This window comes from Jeotgalibacillus proteolyticus (assembly GCF_002926065.1).
In the GTDB taxonomy this organism is placed as follows: domain Bacteria; phylum Bacillota; class Bacilli; order Bacillales; family Jeotgalibacillaceae; genus Jeotgalibacillus; species Jeotgalibacillus proteolyticus.
The window spans coordinates 468,676-485,411 of record NZ_PREZ01000002.1 but is presented as its reverse complement, the minus strand read 5'-3'; the positions used below and the strand labels follow the sequence as shown (position 1 = coordinate 485,411).

The following is a 16,736-nucleotide window of genomic DNA, read 5'->3' as shown; positions in this document are numbered from 1 at the left end:
AAAGGCGAATACATGATCGGATTGAAGGAGAGGGAAAGACTGTGGCCACAAAGCATGAACAAATATTACAGCATATTGATTCACTTCCGGTAGGAAACAAGATTTCTGTCCGCCAGATTGCTAAGCATATGGAAGTGAGTGAAGGAACTGCTTACCGTGCAATAAAAGAAGCAGAAAATCAGGGCCTTGTCAGTACGATAGAACGGGTCGGAACGATACGGATTGAAAAAAAGAAGAAAGAAAACTTTGAGCGGCTGACCTTTGCGGAGGTTGTAAACATCATAGATGGACAAGTGTTAGGCGGCAGGGCAGGCCTGCACAAAACACTGAATAAATTTGTAATCGGTGCGATGAAGCTTGAAGCGATGATGCGATATACCGAAGCAGGTAATCTTTTAATTGTCGGAAACCGTACACAGGCACACGCCCATGCCCTAGAAGCGGGAGCTGCAGTACTCATTACCGGCGGGTTTGACGCAGATGAGGCGACAAAGAAGCTGGCCAATGAACTAGAGCTCCCAGTTATTTCCACAAGCTACGATACATTCACGGTTGCGGCAATGATTAACCGTGCAATTTACGACCAATTAATTAAAAAAGAAATTGTCCTCGTGGAAGATATATTAATTCCTTTTGAACGGGCTCATTTTCTAACCTCCAAGGATACGGTGAGCCACTGGGCAAAGCTTAATGAAGAAACCAGCCACAGCCGTTTTCCTGTAGTGGACGCCCATACATTAAAGGTAGTGGGAATGGTAACGTCAAAGGACATTCTTGGACAGAGCAGCGAGGAGCCGATCGAACGGTTAATGACCCGGTCGCCTTTAACAGTCAGCTTAAAGACAAGCGTCGCATCGGCGGCTCATATCATGATTTGGGAAGGCATCGAGCTGCTGCCGGTAGTGGATGACCAGCAGCATTTACACGGGGTGATCAGCAGGCAGGATGTTCTCAAGGCGATGCAAATGATTCAACGCCAGCCGCAAGTAGGTGAAACGATTGATGATCTTGTGTTTAAGGAGCTGACAGTTGAAAAAAATGCTGACAAGCCCTATCAGTTCAGGGTAACGCCTCAAATGACCAACCAGCTTGGCGCCATCTCCTATGGGGTTTTTACCTCCCTTGTAACAGAGGCAGCAAACCGTACGCTTCGGGATTATAAACGCGGTGATCTGGTCATTGAAAATATAACTATTTATTTTATTAAACCGGTTCAAATGGAAAGCATCATTGAGATTAACCCAAGGCTCCTTGATGTAGGAAGAAAGTTCGGCAAGGTAGATGTAGAAGTGTTCAGCGAAGGAAATCTCGTCGGCAAGGCGATGATGATGGTTCAGCTTTTGGACCGATAAAAAAACGGCCTCGGCCGTTTTTTAGGATTGCTGCTTTTCATATTTATCCCATTCTTCATTTTCTTTTGCCAGAAAAGGTGTAAGCTGCTTAAAGGCTTTATAGCGAAGCCATGCGCTGCCAAATCCAACTAAGATGAAGGCAGCTGCAATAATGTACGTTACAATTAAATCTGATGACATCTCAAAATTAAATAAAAATAATTGATTTATGCCAAATAAGCCGATTCCTACACCTAAAGCTATGCCAGCTCTGCTTGCCTGCCATTGCTTTTCCACAGGTCTTGGCGACCGGATTTGCTTCGTTTTAAAATAAAGATAGGATACAGCAGAAAAAATAATCAAAAAAACAAAGATCAGCATGAAAACTCCTCCAATTAAGACTCATTCTCTCACATTGTAGCCGGAATTCGGGTTTATTGCCACTATGATCTTGAAAGGGAAGATTGAAATGAAAAAACAAATCGTTGAAATGATTAAGGAATATTCCACAATTATTATCCACCGCCATGTAAGACCTGACCCTGATGCATACGGCTCCCAGGGCGGTCTGGCAGAAATTATAAAAGCCTCTTTTCCAGATAAAACAGTCTACACAGTAGGAGAAGGAGAAAAATCCCTGACGTTCTTACGCGAAATGGATAAGGTAACAGATGATGTATATAAAGATTCTCTCGTCATCGTTTGTGACACAGCCAATGAAGCGCGGGTAGATGACCAGCGCTACCCATTAGGGGACAAGCTGATTAAGATCGATCATCATCCGAATGAAGATCCATACGGAGATCTATTGTGGGTGGACACTTCTGCAAGTTCAGCGAGTGAAATGATTTATGAACTTTATCTTTCAGGAAAAGAAGATGGACTGAAAATGAATACTGAAGCAGCAAGACTGCTTTTTGCGGGAATTGTGGGGGACACTGGAAGATTTCTCTTTCCAAGCACCTCTCAAAAAACATTCGATTACACAGGTGAGCTTATACAATACGGCTTCGACCGCAATGAATTATTTAATTCCCTCTATGAAATGGAATCTCATGTTTTGAAGCTGCAGGGGTTTATTCTCCAGCACTTTTCCATTGATGAAAATGGCGCAGCCTATATTAAGCTATCAAAAGAGCTCTTAGGCGAATATAATGCCACTCCGTCTGAAGCATCACTTTTAGTGAGCTCACTCAGCAGTGTGAAAGGAATCAAAGCATGGGTCTTTTTTATTGAAGAAGCAAGTGAAATCAGGGTAAGACTTCGCTCAAAAGGACCAATTGTAAATGGGCTGGCAAAACAGCATAACGGAGGAGGGCATCCTCTGGCAGCCGGTGCATCTATTACGAACTGGCATGAAGCGGATGAAATTATTAGGAAGCTTCAAAAGCTATGTGAGCTTTAATTCCTAAAAGAGGAGGGAAAGCAGAAATGTCGTATATACATCTACAGATTACAAGCTCTTTTGATCTTTTATCAAGCCCGGTTACGCTTTCTGCTTTGGTGGATAAAGTCAAAAAGGATGGTTCTCCGGCGGTTGCTTTAACAGATCGTAATGTTCTATATGGCGTCGTTCCTTTTTACCGGGCTTGCGTAAAGGAAAACATAAAGCCGATCATTGGTATGACAGCCGATGTTCTCGCGGAAGAAGATGACCGCCCATATCCTCTTGTTCTGCTTGCAAAAAACCAAACAGGGTACAAAAACCTTATTAAAATATCAAGTGTTCTTATGACCAATCCTTCAAAAGGCATTTCCCGAAAATGGCTGTCATCTTATTCAGACGGACTTATTGCGCTGACTCCCGGAAGTGAAGGAGAAATTGAACAGCTGATTCAAAATGATGAGAATGATCTGGCGCATAAGCGGATACTTCTTTATCAGAAAATATTTAGAGAAGATAGCTTTTATCTGTCTTTGCAGGATCATAATAATTCTTCGGGTAAAGAGCTTCTAAAGAAGCTGGCACACTTTGCAGAGTCTTTTGATCTTCAAACGGCAGTAACTGGGGATGTACGCTATCTTGAAGAGGAGGACGCTTTTAGCTATGAAGTCATAACCGCAATCCGCGATGGAATTAAGCTTGAGAGTCCGAGGCTTGAGGGGGATTACTCCTTCAGATCAAAAGAGTCGATGAAGGAGCTTTTTGCAGATTTTCCTGATGCGCTTGAAAATACATTAAAAATTGCGGATCGCTGTAATCTAACATTAGATTTTACCCAGCTATCACTACCAGAATTCCCAGTTCCAGATGATGTTACAGCAAAAGAAGTGCTCGAGCATCTATGTCTTGAGGGGCTGAAACGAAAAATGGATCCCGTCCCGTCTGCCTATACGGAACGATTAGCGTTCGAATTGAATGTTATTGATTCAATGTCCTTTAACGATTATTTTCTGATTGTCTGGGATTTTATGAAGTTTGCAAGAGATAAAAAAATCCTCACGGGTCCGGGCAGGGGATCGGCAGCAGGTTCTCTTGTTGCCTATGCCTTATCAATCACACAGGTTGACCCGCTAAAATACAATTTATTGTTTGAACGTTTTTTAAACCCTGAACGAATTTCAATGCCTGATATCGATATTGATTTTCCTGATAATCGACGTGATGAGGTCATTCATTATGTTGCTCAGAAATACGGTTCAAAGCACGTAGCGCAAATCGTTACGTTTGGAACACTTTCTGCAAAAGCAAGTGCGAGAGATACTGCCCGTGTTTTTGGTTTTTCAACCGGTGAAATGGAAGTCATTTCGAGGTCGATCCCATCTAGGGTCGGCATTAAGCTTGAAGAAGCTTACAGGGAGTCAGGCGCTCTAAGGCAATTTGCAGATCAGTCCTCCCGGCATAAGCAATGGTTTGAATCAGCAAAAAAATTAGAGGGACTCCCAAGACATACCTCAACCCATGCAGCAGGAGTAGTCATCAGCAGCCGTCCGCTTGTTGAGATCGTTCCGCTTCAGGATGGACAGGAGGGGGTATATCTAACCCAGTGGCCGATGGATCTTTTAGAGGATATTGGATTATTAAAAATGGATTTTTTGGGCCTGCGGAATCTAACTCTCCTTGAACGGATTATTCACTCGGTTAATCAAAAAGAAGGCGCCCGCTTTCGCATTGAAGATATTCCTGTTGATGACAAAAAGACGTTCGAACTGTTAAGCAGGGGCTGGACAGTCGGAATATTCCAGCTTGAATCAGACGGCATGAAGAATGTTCTGCGAACGCTTCTTCCTACATCTTTTGACGATATTGTTGCAGTAAATGCACTTTACCGTCCGGGTCCAATGGAAAACATCCCGGTTTTTATTAAAAGGAAACATAAAAAAGAAGCAGTGAGCTATGCCCATCCTGATTTGAAATCTATTTTATCCTCTACCCATGGCATTATTGTATATCAGGAGCAGATTATGCAAATCGCTGCTCAAATGGCGGGATTCTCCCTTGGCCAGGCAGACGTGCTTAGACGGGCGGTCAGCAAAAAGAAAAAAGAAGAGCTCGATTTTCATAGAAAAAGCTTTGTAGAGGGCTCGGTAAAAAGAGGATATGAAGAAAGAACTGCACATGAAATCTATGATTTAATTGTGCGCTTTGCAAATTACGGCTTTAATAAAAGTCATGCGGTTGCCTACAGCCTGATCGGCTATCAGCTCGCCTACTTAAAAACCCATTTCCCTAAGCATTTTATGGCAGCTTTAATGACCTCTGTAACAGGGAATGAAGATAAGCTTCGTTTGTATGTCAGGGAATGTGAGCGGCTGAATATAAAGGTCTTTCCTCCTTCCATTCAAAAAAGCGAGCGGTATTTTGCTGTTGAACAGGAGGGCATCCGCTATAGTATTAGTGCGATTAAAGGAATCGGAAAAGCCACGGCAATTGACCTGATCCAAAGTAGGGAGTCTAAGCCGTATAAAGATATTTTTGATTTATGTGTCCGGGTGCCTGCTAAGTCAATTAATCGTAAAATACTAGAGGCGCTGGTCTTTTCGGGAGCAATGGATGATTTCTCAAAAGACAGATCCACACTGCTTGCTACATTGGATGTAGCTTTAGAGCATGCCTCTCTAATGAAGAGTGAGGATGGGGGGCTTTTTGATGACGATTTTTCCATCTCCCCTAAATATGTTGAAAAGTCCCCAATGCCTGCCGAAGAGAAGCTTTCCTTTGAGAAAGAGGTGCTGGGCCTTTATCTGTCCGCCCACCCTGTAACGGCAATTCAGGAAAAATTAGAGACTCTTCGGGCTGTCCCGATTGCGGAGCTTTCCTCAGGCACTGCCGTTTTTGGTGCACTTATTACGGAGGTCAGGATGATTCGCACAAAAAAAGGAGAAGCAATGGCTTTTGCCGTTCTCAGTGATGCTTCAGGTGATATTGATGCAGTTGCTTTTCCTGATACCTACCGCCATGCATCAGCCATTTTAAAGCAGGGATTTGTTGTTATCGTAAAAGGGAAGGCTGAAGAGCGAAACGGGAAGCTTCAGGTCATCCTTCAGGAAGTAAAGCTTGCAAAGGATTTTAAAGCAGACGAAAGCAACCATAAACTTTTTATTAAAGTACCTTCCAGTCTTGAAGAAGAAGATACCATTAGTAAAATAAGAGAGCTATGCAGCAGGTATAAAGGGGATGCGCCGGTTGTGATTCATATAGAAGAAACCAGACGTACCCTTCAGCTTCAGGCGTCTGAGTGGGTGTATCTTCATGGTCCGCTGCCTGCTCAATTAAAAAATCTTGTTGGGGAATCGAATGTGGTGATCAAGTAATAAAAGAAGCGGTAAACTCAATTTGAAGGCTAAGGGAAGTCTACCTTTGCCTTCTTTTCTTTTGGAATAATAAATTGCTTTTTTAAAGGAATTTTTGATATAGTGGGTTAGAGAAAATGATGTGGTCTGACCAATTGTTAAATATAGGGGAATATCCTCAATACAATCAGGGAGTGAACAAAGTTGTCATTACGCGATGAAGCACTACATATGCACAGAGTTAATCAGGGGAAGCTGGAATCAAAATCAAAGGTAAGCGTTAGAAATGCAGAGGACTTAAGTCTTGCTTATTCTCCAGGAGTGGCAGAACCATGCAAAGAGATCTATGATAAACCAGAAACCGTCTATGATTATACGATGAAGGGCAATATGGTTGCAGTTGTGTCGGACGGCACGGCTGTTCTTGGGCTTGGTAATATCGGACCTGAAGCAGCGCTTCCTGTAATGGAAGGAAAAGCAGTACTATTTAAGAGCTTTGCCGGTGTTGATGCTTTTCCAATTTGTTTAAATACTACGGAGATCGATAAAATTGTTGAAACTGTTAAACTGCTGGAGCCTACTTTTGGAGGAGTTAATTTAGAAGATATTGCTGCTCCGCGCTGCTTTGAAATCGAAGAGCGACTAAAGAAGGAAACGAATATTCCAATTTTTCATGACGATCAGCACGGAACAGCGATTGTAACGGTAGCGGGTCTTTTAAATGCACTTAAGATTACGAACAGAGAGATTTCGAATATTAAAGTGGTTATGAATGGAGCAGGAGCTGCGGGAATTGCCATTATCAATCTTTTATACAGCTACGGTGTACGTGATATTATTATGTGTGATTCTAAAGGTGCAGTCTATGAAGGGCGTCCTTTCGGAATGAATGAAGTAAAGCAGGGCGTAGCAAAAATCACAAACCGTGAACGTCTAGATGGCTCTCTAGCTGATGTGATCCATGATGCAGATGTTTTTATCGGCGTATCTGTTGCAGGAGCATTAACTGAAGAGATGGTTAATACAATGAATGATGAAGCGATTATTTTTGCAATGGCAAATCCTGTACCTGAAATTATGCCTGAATTGGCAAAAAGCGCTGGTGCGAAAGTGATCGGTACTGGCCGCTCTGACTTCCCTAATCAGGTAAATAATGTACTTGCTTTCCCTGGGATTTTCAGAGGGGCGCTTGATGTACGAGCTACACATATTAATGAAAAAATGAAGCGAGCGGCTGTAGAAGCAATCGCTTCCCTAATCAGCGATGCTGAGCTGAATGAAAATTATGTCATTCCTGCGCCTTTTGATCCAAGAGTAGCACCTGCTGTAGCAGCTGCAGTGGCAAAATCGGCGATGGAAACTGGAGTGGCAAGAAGAAAAGTAGATCCTGAGGAGATCAGAATTAAAACTGAACAGCTTTCTCAAATCGGAAAGACTGAGTAGGTAATGTTCGCTGAGCCAACTTCCCCTCATTTAAAAGTGTACATTTCAGTCGTTCATAAACTAAAAGAAATGATACAAAATGACCGTTTAACCTCCGGAGACAGGCTTCCTTCAGAACGGGAGCTGTCAGAACGCTTGGGAGTCGGCAGGTCTTCAGTCCGGGAAGCATTCCGGGCTTTAGAACTGCTCGGGCTTATCGAGACCCGGCATGGAGAAGGTACATTCCTCAGAGATTTTCGGGATCATCATTTAGTCGAGCTGCTGGGTATGTTTATTCTTCAGCATGGACAGGCTGAAAACGATGTAGCTGAGATGAAGGAATGGATTGAAATTGCAGGAATTAAACGATTACTGTCGGGACATGAAGAAATGATCAAGTCGCTGGCCGACTCGATTTTGCTCCGATTTAAGCAGGGGGAATTGACATCTATTTCCCAAATAAAATCTTTTCTGCTAAAATCTTCAGGAAATCAGCTGGCATATAAGGTCTGGCTTGTTCTGCATGATTTTGACAAAGGTAAAGCTAAAGATGGTAAGTCTCTAGAAGAAGAGAATATTAATAAGTTAAAAGAAGCATTGTTATCAAAAAATATTGATTTTATCCGCTCTTTTTGTACAATGACCAGATAACCTAATAAACAAAGTAACGTGTAGGTCATGTAATTTATCAGGGAGTCGAAGAGCATTTTATCGTAATTTACACGCGGGGGGAGGATTTGCGTTGCTTAAAGATATTTTCGCTAAATCGAAAAAGAAAAAGTATGCTACGATTCCATCAGAAAATGCAAAGCATGATGTACCTGAAGGAATTATGACAAAATGTCCAAAGTGCAAAAAAATAATGTACACAAAAGAAGTGAAAAAAAATGCCAAGGTGTGTCTTCATTGCGGCTATCATCACCCAATGACCTCACAGGAGCGCATTAATAACCTGGTGGATTCAGATACCTTTGTTGAGACCAACAAGGAAATGACCTCTTTAAATCCTTTGAATTTTCCTGATTATATGGAGAAGATCGAAAAGGATATTAAGAAAACAGGCCTTAATGAAGCGATTGTCACCGGTACAGCCGAGATAAACGGCTATAAAACGGTTATTGCAATAATGGATTCCCATTTCAGAATGGGCAGTATGGGCTCTGTAGTAGGAGAGAAAATTTCCCAGGCTATTGCTCAGGCTGAAAAGCTCTCTGTTCCATTTATTATTTTTACTGCAAGCGGCGGTGCCCGGATGCAGGAGGGAGTTCTTTCGTTAATGCAGATGGCCAAAACGAGCACTGCATTAAAAAAATACAGCAGTTCAGGCGGCTTGATTATATCGGTCATGACGCATCCAACAACAGGCGGGGTATCTGCGAGCTTTGCCTCACTTGGAGATTATAACTTTGCAGAACCCGGTGCATTAATCGGCTTTGCCGGCAGAAGAATTATTGAACAGACCATTCGCGAAAAACTGCCTGAAGATTTTCAAACAGCAGAATTCCTGCTCGAGCACGGGCAATTGGATGCAGTCATTCCAAGAAATGAGCTCCGGGAAAGAATCACGACGGTTCTAGCTATACATGAGCAGGGGGTAACATCATGGTAAACGAATTGGAATTCGAGAAGCCGCTTGTTCAGCTGAGAGAAAAAATCAGCGAATTAAAAACCTTTACAGAAAATTCAGACGTTGATTTATCCCTTGAAATTGAAAAGCTTGAATCACGTCTTGTAAAATTAGAAGAAGACATTTACCGTAATATTAAGCCATGGGATCGTGTACAAATCGCACGACATCCCGAAAGACCGACGACGCTTGATTATATTAATGAATTATTTGAACAGTTCGTTGAGCTTCATGGCGACCGTTTGTATGGCGATGATCATGCAATTGTTGGAGGTATCGCCTTTTATAAAGGGAAGCCTGTAACGATTATTGGCCATCAGCGCGGTAAGGGAACGAAAGAAAATATTCGCCGCAATTTTGGCATGCCCCACCCCGAGGGTTATCGTAAAGCACTTCGTCTAATGAAGCAGGCTGAGAAATTTAACCGGCCGATCATTTGTTTCATTGATACTAAGGGTGCCTATCCTGGAAAAGCTGCAGAAGAGAGAGGACAAAGTGAAGCGATCGCACGCAATCTTTTTGAAATGGCCGGCCTGACAGTCCCGGTTATTTGTGTAGTCATTGGTGAAGGCGGGAGCGGCGGTGCTCTAGCGCTTGGCATCGGTAATCATTTGCATATGCTTGAAAATTCTACTTACTCGGTTATTTCTCCGGAAGGGGCAGCATCCATACTGTGGAAAGATGCATCATTAGCCCGAAAAGCAGCTGAATCAATGAGAATCACTGCACCGGATCTGAAAGAGCTGAAAATTATTGATGAAATTATTTCGGAAGTCAGAGGCGGGGCCCATCATGGGATTAAGGAGCAGGCGCAAAAAATAGACGCTGTTCTTTACAAGTCTTTAACCGAGCTTACACAGCTTACACCGGAAGAGCTTGTAGCCCACAGACATGAAAAATTCCAGAAAATTGGGTCTCATTCTGTTTTGAGTGAAATCCTTTAGGGAATAGTAGACGTGTACTGTTTTTCAGTACACGTTTTTTTTTTCCACGCTAATTGAATTACAAGTGAACGTTTGTATCAGAATCTGCTAAAAAAACATGAAATTTGTAGAATATGATAGAATTATGTCAAAAAATCGAATTTTAATGTCTATTAACCGCTTACAGTAGCATGATAATTTCGTCTTTTCCTTAACCTGTCCTCTAATGATTGAGAACAGCCACTCTTCATGGTATTTTAAATGAGGAAGAACGATAACTTGTATACCCAACTTCACAAGGTATTTACACCTGTGTGAAATAATTAACATAATAAATACATTTTTTCAAAAAGGTGGGAATTTCTAATAATGAAAAGAATAGGTGTTTTAACAAGCGGCGGAGATTCACCGGGTATGAATCCGGCTGTCCGTGCAGTTGTGAGGAAAGCGATTTTTCACGGTTTAGAAGTTTACGGTATCTATCAGGGATATCAAGGATTAATTTCCGGAAATATTGAAAAGCTTGAGCTTGGTTCAGTAGGTGATATTATTCATCGCGGAGGCACTAAGCTTTATTCTGCACGCTGTGAGGAGTTTAAAACAGTAGAAGGTCAAAAAAAAGGAATTGCGCAGCTTGAAAAATTCGGCATTGAAGGCCTCGTTGTGATCGGAGGAGACGGATCTTATATGGGAGCTAAAGCGCTGACTGAGCATGGGTATCCGTGTGTAGGAGTGCCTGGCACCATCGATAACGACATCCCTGGAACAGATTTCACAATCGGGTTTGATACGGCCTTGAATACAGTAATTGATGCAATTGACAAAATCAGAGACACAGCAACCTCGCATGAACGTACCTTTATCATAGAGGTTATGGGACGAAATGCTGGTGATATTGCCCTGTGGACAGGTTTGGCCGGTGGAGCTGAAACGATTTTAATTCCTGAGGACCCGCATGATATGGATAATATTGCCGAGCGCATCCTGAAAGGGCACGCGCGTGGTAAAAAGCACAGTATCATTATCGTAGCTGAAGGAGTTATGTCCGGTAACGAATTAGCAGAAAAACTGAAAGAAAAGATCGCTCTTGAGACGCGTGTTTCCGTACTGGGGCATATCCAGCGTGGAGGCTCTCCTACGGTGGCTGACCGCGTACTTGCAAGCCGTTTAGGTGCGCGTGCTGTTGAAATCCTGATGAATGGCAAAGGTGGACGAGCTGTTGGGATCGAAAAAAATGAGCTTGTAGATTATGACATCATTGAAGCGCTGAAAATGAAAAGAAGAGCTGACAAAGATTTATACCGCCTGTCACAGGAACTATCAATTTAATAAAGACTAATCGCTATTAGGAGGTTCAACATCATTATGAGAAAAACGAAAATAGTTTGTACAATCGGTCCTGCAAGTGAAAGCATTGAAAAGCTTACCCAGCTAATGGAAGCCGGGATGAATGTAGCCCGTCTCAACTTTTCACACGGGGACTTCGAAGAACATGGAGCCCGAATTGTAAATATCCGTGAAGCAGCTTCAAGACTAGGCAAAAACGTCGGGATCCTGCTTGATACTAAGGGACCTGAAATCCGTACGAATACAATGGAGAACGGAGCAATCCATCTCGAAGCAGGAAATGAAATTATTGTTTCCATGAAAGAAGTAGTCGGAACCACTGAGAAATTTTCGATTACCTATGAAAGTCTTGTAGAGGATGTTGACGCAGGCTCTAAAATCCTTTTAGATGACGGACTTATAGGTCTTGAGGTATTATCTGTTGACCGTGATGCAAGAGAAATCCGCACGAAAATTCTTAACAGCGGCACCTTGAAAAACAAAAAAGGTGTTAATGTTCCAGGTGTATCTGTACAGCTTCCAGGTATTACCGATAAAGATGCACAGGATATTTTGTTTGGAATTGAACAGAAGGTTGATTTTATTGCCGCTTCTTTTGTACGCCGTGCATCAGATGTTCTTGAAATTCGTGAGCTGCTTGAGAAAAATGGTGCAGATATTAACATCATTCCAAAAATTGAAAACCAGGAAGGTGTGGACAACATCGAGGAAATCCTGGAAGTATCTGACGGTCTGATGGTTGCCCGTGGAGATTTGGGCGTTGAAATTCCTGCTGAGGAAGTGCCTCTTGTACAAAAAGACCTTATCAGAAAATGTAATGCTGTTGGAAAACCTGTTATAACTGCGACTCAAATGCTTGATTCAATGCAGCGCAATCCGCGTCCTACCCGTGCAGAAGCAAGTGATGTTGCGAATGCTATTTTTGATGGAACCGATGCAATTATGCTTTCCGGGGAAACCGCAGCTGGTGACTACCCGGTTGAATCAGTAAAAACAATGAACGATATTGCTTCTCGTGCTGAAACTGCACTTGATTACAAAACGATTCTCTCTAACCGAAGCAAACGGTTTGAACCGAATATGACAGATGCGATTGGCCAGGCAGTTGCTCATACTGCATTGAATTTGGAAGTAAATGCAATTATTGCTCCTACAGAAAGCGGTCATACGGCACGCATGATCTCAAAATACCGTCCTGAGGCAACAATTGTCGCAGTTACAGCTGATTCGGCTGTATCACGCCGTATGGCACTTGTATGGGGTGTTTATCCGCAAGTGGGCAGACAGACTGCTACAACGGATGAAATGCTCGATATGGCGGTTTCTGAGAGCTTAAATAGCGGCTGCGTAAAGCATGGTGACCTTGTCGTCATCACGGCGGGTGTGCCGGTCGGTGAATCAGGCACGACGAACCTGATGAAGATCCATATTGTGGGCGATGTGCTGGCAAAAGGACAGGGCATCGGGCGCAGATCAGGCTTTGGCCGCGCAGTAATTGCTTCTAATGCTTCTGAAGCTCTTGATAAGGTGAAGGAAGGCTCTGTACTGGTAACAATTGGCACAGATAAAGAAATGGTCCCGGCACTCGAAAAATGTGCTGCTTTAATTGTGGAAGAAGGCGGCTTGACAAGCCATGCAGCTGTTGTTGGCCTGAATCTTGGCCTGCCGGTTATCGTTGGGGTGGAGAATGCAACTTCTCTATTCAAGGATAATCAGGTTGTAACAGTTGATGCAGAACGCGGTGTTGTTTATAACGGACACGCAAGTGTATTATAAAAAGCAGACCTGTTGTTTCCTTTAAGGAAATGACAGGTTTTTTATTTACCGTTTTTTACTTTACGGGTCTAATTCTGTTTGATAATAGCGGGGTATGGTATACTGTAGTTGATGCAACAAGCAAAGGAGGATCAGACAGTTGAGATGGCTCATGCTTTTAATAATTGTGATACCAGCTATAGAGATTGCTGTTTTAATAAGTATAGGTAATGCCATAGGCGTTCTCCCTACATTCCTGTTAATAATCGCTACAGGTGTATTTGGTGCTTATTTAGCAAAATCCCAAGGACTTCAGGCAATCCGTAATGTTCAAAATCAAATGGGTGTTCAAAAACCCGCAGGAGAAATTGTGCTTGACGGTGTTTGTATTTTGATTGGTGGAGTTCTGTTGCTCACACCGGGATTTATTTCTGACATTGCAGGGTTTTTGCTTCTGATTCCCCGAACGAGAAACGGATTTAAACCGCTGATTTATAATTGGTTCCGCAAACGGGCAGGAAAAGGAAATCTTATTATTTATCGTCAATAAAATGGAACTGTCCTTATTTTAGGACAGTTCCATTTTTTATGTACTCTTTGATCAGAGAAGCGGTTCCTGATTTTATAAAGGTGCTGATAAGTAAAAGAATAAGGGGAGAAAAAATGATTCCCATAAATCCAAAGCTCTGGAAGCTCAGGTAAATAAGCAGAAACGTGATAAACGGATGAATTCCGAGAGTTTGTCCAATTATTTTTGGTTCAAGAATTTGTCTTGAAGCTACAAGGAGAGATTGAATAATGATCAATCCGATCATAAGAGAATTCAATTCATTAATCCAGCAGTAAAAAATCCAGGGTAAAAAAAGAGCACTTGTCCCAATTAAAGGGATTAAATCTAAGAGAGCAGCCGCCAAAGCGATAGCAGGTGCGCCATCAATTTTAAGGATCAGAAGACCTGAAAGTACAATTACGGCTGTTATTGCAGTTAACAGCATTTGAGCTTGAACATAGGACCATGTGTAAAAGCGGATAGCCGCTGCAACCTTTTTAACATGTGAACGAAAGGAACTTGACAAGAGAGCTTTTATTTTTAACGTTAATCGTTCTCTTTCCTTTATAAAAAAGAAGGAGGATAAGAGGGTAATGACAGTTTCAAACAGCATGCCGGGAAGTGTAGAAAGAAAAAGCGAAAGCTCAATAAACAGAACCTCTCCCGCTTTTTGAATCAATTCAGTAAATTGCTTCTCAAGCGAACGTAAAAGACTGTCAGTGGTATAATCAGGAATAAGTCCCTTTGAATGAGTCCAGTTCTCAATTTTAGTAATCAACGGCAGTAATTGATAAAAACTATTTTGAACTGCATCTGCAAGCATTTTGAAAAGAGCTGGAATTTGTTCGACGAGCCGGACGATGTCATTCCAGAATAAAGCGCCCACAATAATGATGAGCCCGGTGCTTGCTGTGCAAAAGCAGAGGATAATGATCGTTATACATAAAGTAAGCGGGAGCCTGCTGAATTGGTGCAGCCTTTGAGAAGGGCTGTATAAAAAAAGCGAGAGTATTCCTCCTGCAAGAACGGGAAGCATAAATTGATAGGCTGCAATCGTTGCTATCAGGGCAAAAAATAGACCCGTGACAAGCAAAATAAGCCGGGAAAGCATCAGATTCTGGTTCACTATTAACACCAACATTTCTTAAGGGCTTTTTTATTTGTATGAAAAGAGAGCTAAAAAAATGATCGACTTACAGGAGGATTTCGGATGATGGATCAGGCCTTATTATTTTTATTACTTTTGCTTGGAATTGGCATAGCAGCCAAAAACAACTCGCTGATTTTCGCTGTAGCGCTATTATTGGTCATAAAAGTAGCCGGTACAGACCAGAAAATCTTTGAAGCGATTCAATCTAAAGGCGTTAATTGGGGGGTGACCATTATTACGATTGCCGTACTGGCTCCTATTGCCAGCGGGGCTATCGGGTTTAAGGAACTGACTGATGCGGTAAAGTCACCATATGCCTGGATTGCGTTAGGCTCTGGAATTTTAGTTGCATTAATAGCAAAGGGCGGAGTCTCCCTTCTGCAAAATGATCCGCATATAACCGTTGCGCTTGTTTTAGGTACGGTTTTAGCTGTTGCATTATTTAAAGGAATCGCAGTAGGTCCTTTAATAGGAGCCGGAATTGCCTATTCTGCGATGAGGGTCTATGAGTGGATTAGTCAGATATGAGGGGATTTTGGAAAAATAAATAAGCAAATTTATGCGTTTTCATTCACAAAGTTCAGATTATTGATTATAATGGGGAATGAAAGCGCATCCTTGCAGCATTTTGCTGAAACATGCTTTCTAATGCTGAGCAACCGCTCAATTTAAGAGACTGCTCATGAATTATTCTTGATTAGGCCTGTATAAGAGCTTATGAAAGGCTAAAATACATTTTGAAGGAGAGATAAGTATGACAGCAACAAGAGGACTGGAAGGTGTCGTTGCGACTACGTCGTCTATCAGCTCAATTATTGATGACACACTTACATACGTCGGTTACAATATTGATGACCTGACCGAGAACGCAAGCTTCGAGGAGGTTATTTACTTACTATGGCATCTGCGTCTACCAACTGAAAGCGAGTTAAGTGAGCTCAAACAGCAGCTTGCAGAGAATATGTCGTTACCTGACGAAGTTCTTGCACAGTTAAAAGCAATGCCTGTTAAAGATGTTCATCCGATGGCGGCACTTCGCACAGCGGTTTCAGCATTAGGTCTCTTTGATGAGGAAGCGGATGTTATGGAGGATGATGCAAATTACCGCAAGGCTATTCGTCTGCAGGCAAAAATGTCATCCATTGTGACGGCATTTTCCCGTATTCGTCAGGGGAAAGACCCGATTGCACCTAAAACGGATCTAAGCTTTGCTGCAAACTTTATGTACATGCTTACTGGAGAAGAGCCTGCAGATATCCAGGAGGAAGCGATGAATAAAGCGCTTGTCCTGCATGCTGATCATGAGCTTAATGCTTCAACCTTCACTGCACGTGTATGTGTTGCGACATTATCTGATATATATTCAGGTGTCACAGCTGCGATCGGTGCATTAAAAGGACCTCTTCATGGCGGTGCCAATGAGCAGGTTATGAAAATGCTTACTGAAATTGATTCTGTTGATAAAGCTGAGGAAATTGTTCGTAAAAAGCTGGAAAATAAAGAAAAAATTATGGGCTTCGGCCACCGTGTATATCGCCAGGGAGATCCGCGTGCAAAGCACTTAAGAGAGATGTCTAAAAAGCTGACAGAAATCAGCGGTGAAACAAAGTGGTATGAAATGTCGATCAAAATCGAAGAAATTGTTACATCTGAAAAAGAACTTCCGCCAAACGTGGACTTCTATTCAGCTTCTGTTTATCATAGCCTGGGCATCGACCACGATCTGTTCACGCCTATTTTCGCTGTAAGCCGTGTTTCCGGCTGGCTTGCTCATATCCTAGAGCAGTATTCAAACAACCGCCTGATCCGTCCACGTGCCGATTATATCGGCCCTGGAATGCAGGAATATGTACCGGTTGAAAACAGAGGTTAATTTCATTTACAGTTTACAAATGTA

The 16,736-nt window shown here is 42.4% G+C and carries 14 protein-coding genes; 12 read left to right on the top strand and 2 right to left on the bottom strand.

Annotation, left to right across the window (positions count from 1 at the left end):
* Window positions 1-41 precede the first annotated feature (41 nt).
* The gene (locus C4B60_RS06115) at window positions 42-1,352 is read left to right on the top strand and encodes a CBS domain-containing protein (RefSeq protein ID WP_104057119.1); all 1,311 of its coding nucleotides are present in this window, start codon (window positions 42-44) and stop codon (window positions 1,350-1,352) included.
* Window positions 1,353-1,373: 21 nt separating this feature from the next.
* Here C4B60_RS06115 and C4B60_RS06110 read toward each other — a convergent pair whose 3' ends face one another.
* Window positions 1,374-1,712, bottom strand: a complete 339-nt coding sequence (locus tag C4B60_RS06110) for a YtpI family protein (protein WP_104057118.1) — start codon at window positions 1,710-1,712, stop codon at window positions 1,374-1,376.
* Window positions 1,713-1,800: 88 nt separating this feature from the next.
* Here C4B60_RS06110 and C4B60_RS06105 point away from each other — a divergent pair, with 88 nt between their 5' ends.
* From C4B60_RS06105 to C4B60_RS06065, 9 genes are all read left to right on the top strand, one after another.
* Window positions 1,801-2,736: a DHH family phosphoesterase gene (locus tag C4B60_RS06105; RefSeq protein ID WP_104057117.1), complete on the top strand. Its 936-nt coding sequence runs from the start codon at window positions 1,801-1,803 to the stop codon at window positions 2,734-2,736.
* Between the two features lie 26 nt (window positions 2,737-2,762).
* Window positions 2,763-6,086: a DNA polymerase III subunit alpha gene (gene dnaE, locus C4B60_RS06100; protein ID WP_104057116.1), complete on the top strand. Its 3,324-nt coding sequence runs from the start codon at window positions 2,763-2,765 to the stop codon at window positions 6,084-6,086.
* A 183-nt stretch (window positions 6,087-6,269) separates the two neighbouring features.
* Window positions 6,270-7,508 (top strand): NADP-dependent malic enzyme, encoded by a 1,239-nt coding sequence (gene ystJ / locus C4B60_RS06095; protein ID WP_104057115.1) that lies wholly within the window; start codon window positions 6,270-6,272, stop codon window positions 7,506-7,508.
* 69 nt (window positions 7,509-7,577) lie between these two features.
* Window positions 7,578-8,138 carry a FadR/GntR family transcriptional regulator gene (locus C4B60_RS06090; RefSeq protein ID WP_245153880.1) on the top strand — a complete coding sequence of 187 codons (561 nt, stop codon included), beginning with the start codon at window positions 7,578-7,580 and terminating at the stop codon, window positions 8,136-8,138.
* A gap of 91 nt (window positions 8,139-8,229) precedes the next feature.
* Entirely contained in the window at window positions 8,230-9,096 is an 867-nt protein-coding gene (gene accD / locus C4B60_RS06085) for an acetyl-CoA carboxylase, carboxyltransferase subunit beta (protein ID WP_104057113.1), read from the top strand.
* Window positions 9,090-10,058 (top strand): acetyl-CoA carboxylase carboxyl transferase subunit alpha, encoded by a 969-nt coding sequence (accA, locus tag C4B60_RS06080; RefSeq protein ID WP_104057112.1) that lies wholly within the window; start codon window positions 9,090-9,092, stop codon window positions 10,056-10,058. Before accD ends, accA begins: the two co-directional genes overlap by 7 nt.
* Window positions 10,059-10,406: 348 nt before the next feature.
* Entirely contained in the window at window positions 10,407-11,366 is a 960-nt protein-coding gene (gene pfkA / locus C4B60_RS06075) for a 6-phosphofructokinase (protein ID WP_104057111.1), read from the top strand.
* 36 nt (window positions 11,367-11,402) lie between these two features.
* Window positions 11,403-13,160 (top strand): pyruvate kinase, encoded by a 1,758-nt coding sequence (gene pyk, locus C4B60_RS06070; RefSeq protein WP_104057110.1) that lies wholly within the window; start codon window positions 11,403-11,405, stop codon window positions 13,158-13,160.
* A gap of 139 nt (window positions 13,161-13,299) precedes the next feature.
* The gene (locus tag C4B60_RS06065) at window positions 13,300-13,689 is read left to right on the top strand and encodes an FxsA family protein (RefSeq protein WP_104057109.1); all 390 of its coding nucleotides are present in this window, start codon (window positions 13,300-13,302) and stop codon (window positions 13,687-13,689) included.
* Window positions 13,690-13,702: 13 nt separating this feature from the next.
* On the opposite strand, the gene ytvI is transcribed toward C4B60_RS06065, so the two are convergent.
* Window positions 13,703-14,830 carry a sporulation integral membrane protein YtvI gene (ytvI, locus tag C4B60_RS06060; protein WP_104057108.1) on the bottom strand — a complete coding sequence of 376 codons (1,128 nt, stop codon included), beginning with the start codon at window positions 14,828-14,830 and terminating at the stop codon, window positions 13,703-13,705.
* A gap of 69 nt (window positions 14,831-14,899) precedes the next feature.
* Between ytvI and C4B60_RS06055 the strand changes: the two genes are divergently transcribed.
* Both C4B60_RS06055 and citZ read left to right on the top strand, forming a co-directional pair.
* Entirely contained in the window at window positions 14,900-15,367 is a 468-nt protein-coding gene (locus tag C4B60_RS06055) for a DUF441 domain-containing protein (RefSeq protein WP_104057107.1), read from the top strand.
* Window positions 15,368-15,593: 226 nt separating this feature from the next.
* On the top strand, window positions 15,594-16,712 hold the full coding sequence (gene citZ / locus C4B60_RS06050; protein ID WP_104057106.1) for a citrate synthase: 1,119 nt from the start codon (window positions 15,594-15,596) through the stop codon (window positions 16,710-16,712).
* Window positions 16,713-16,736 lie beyond the last annotated feature (24 nt).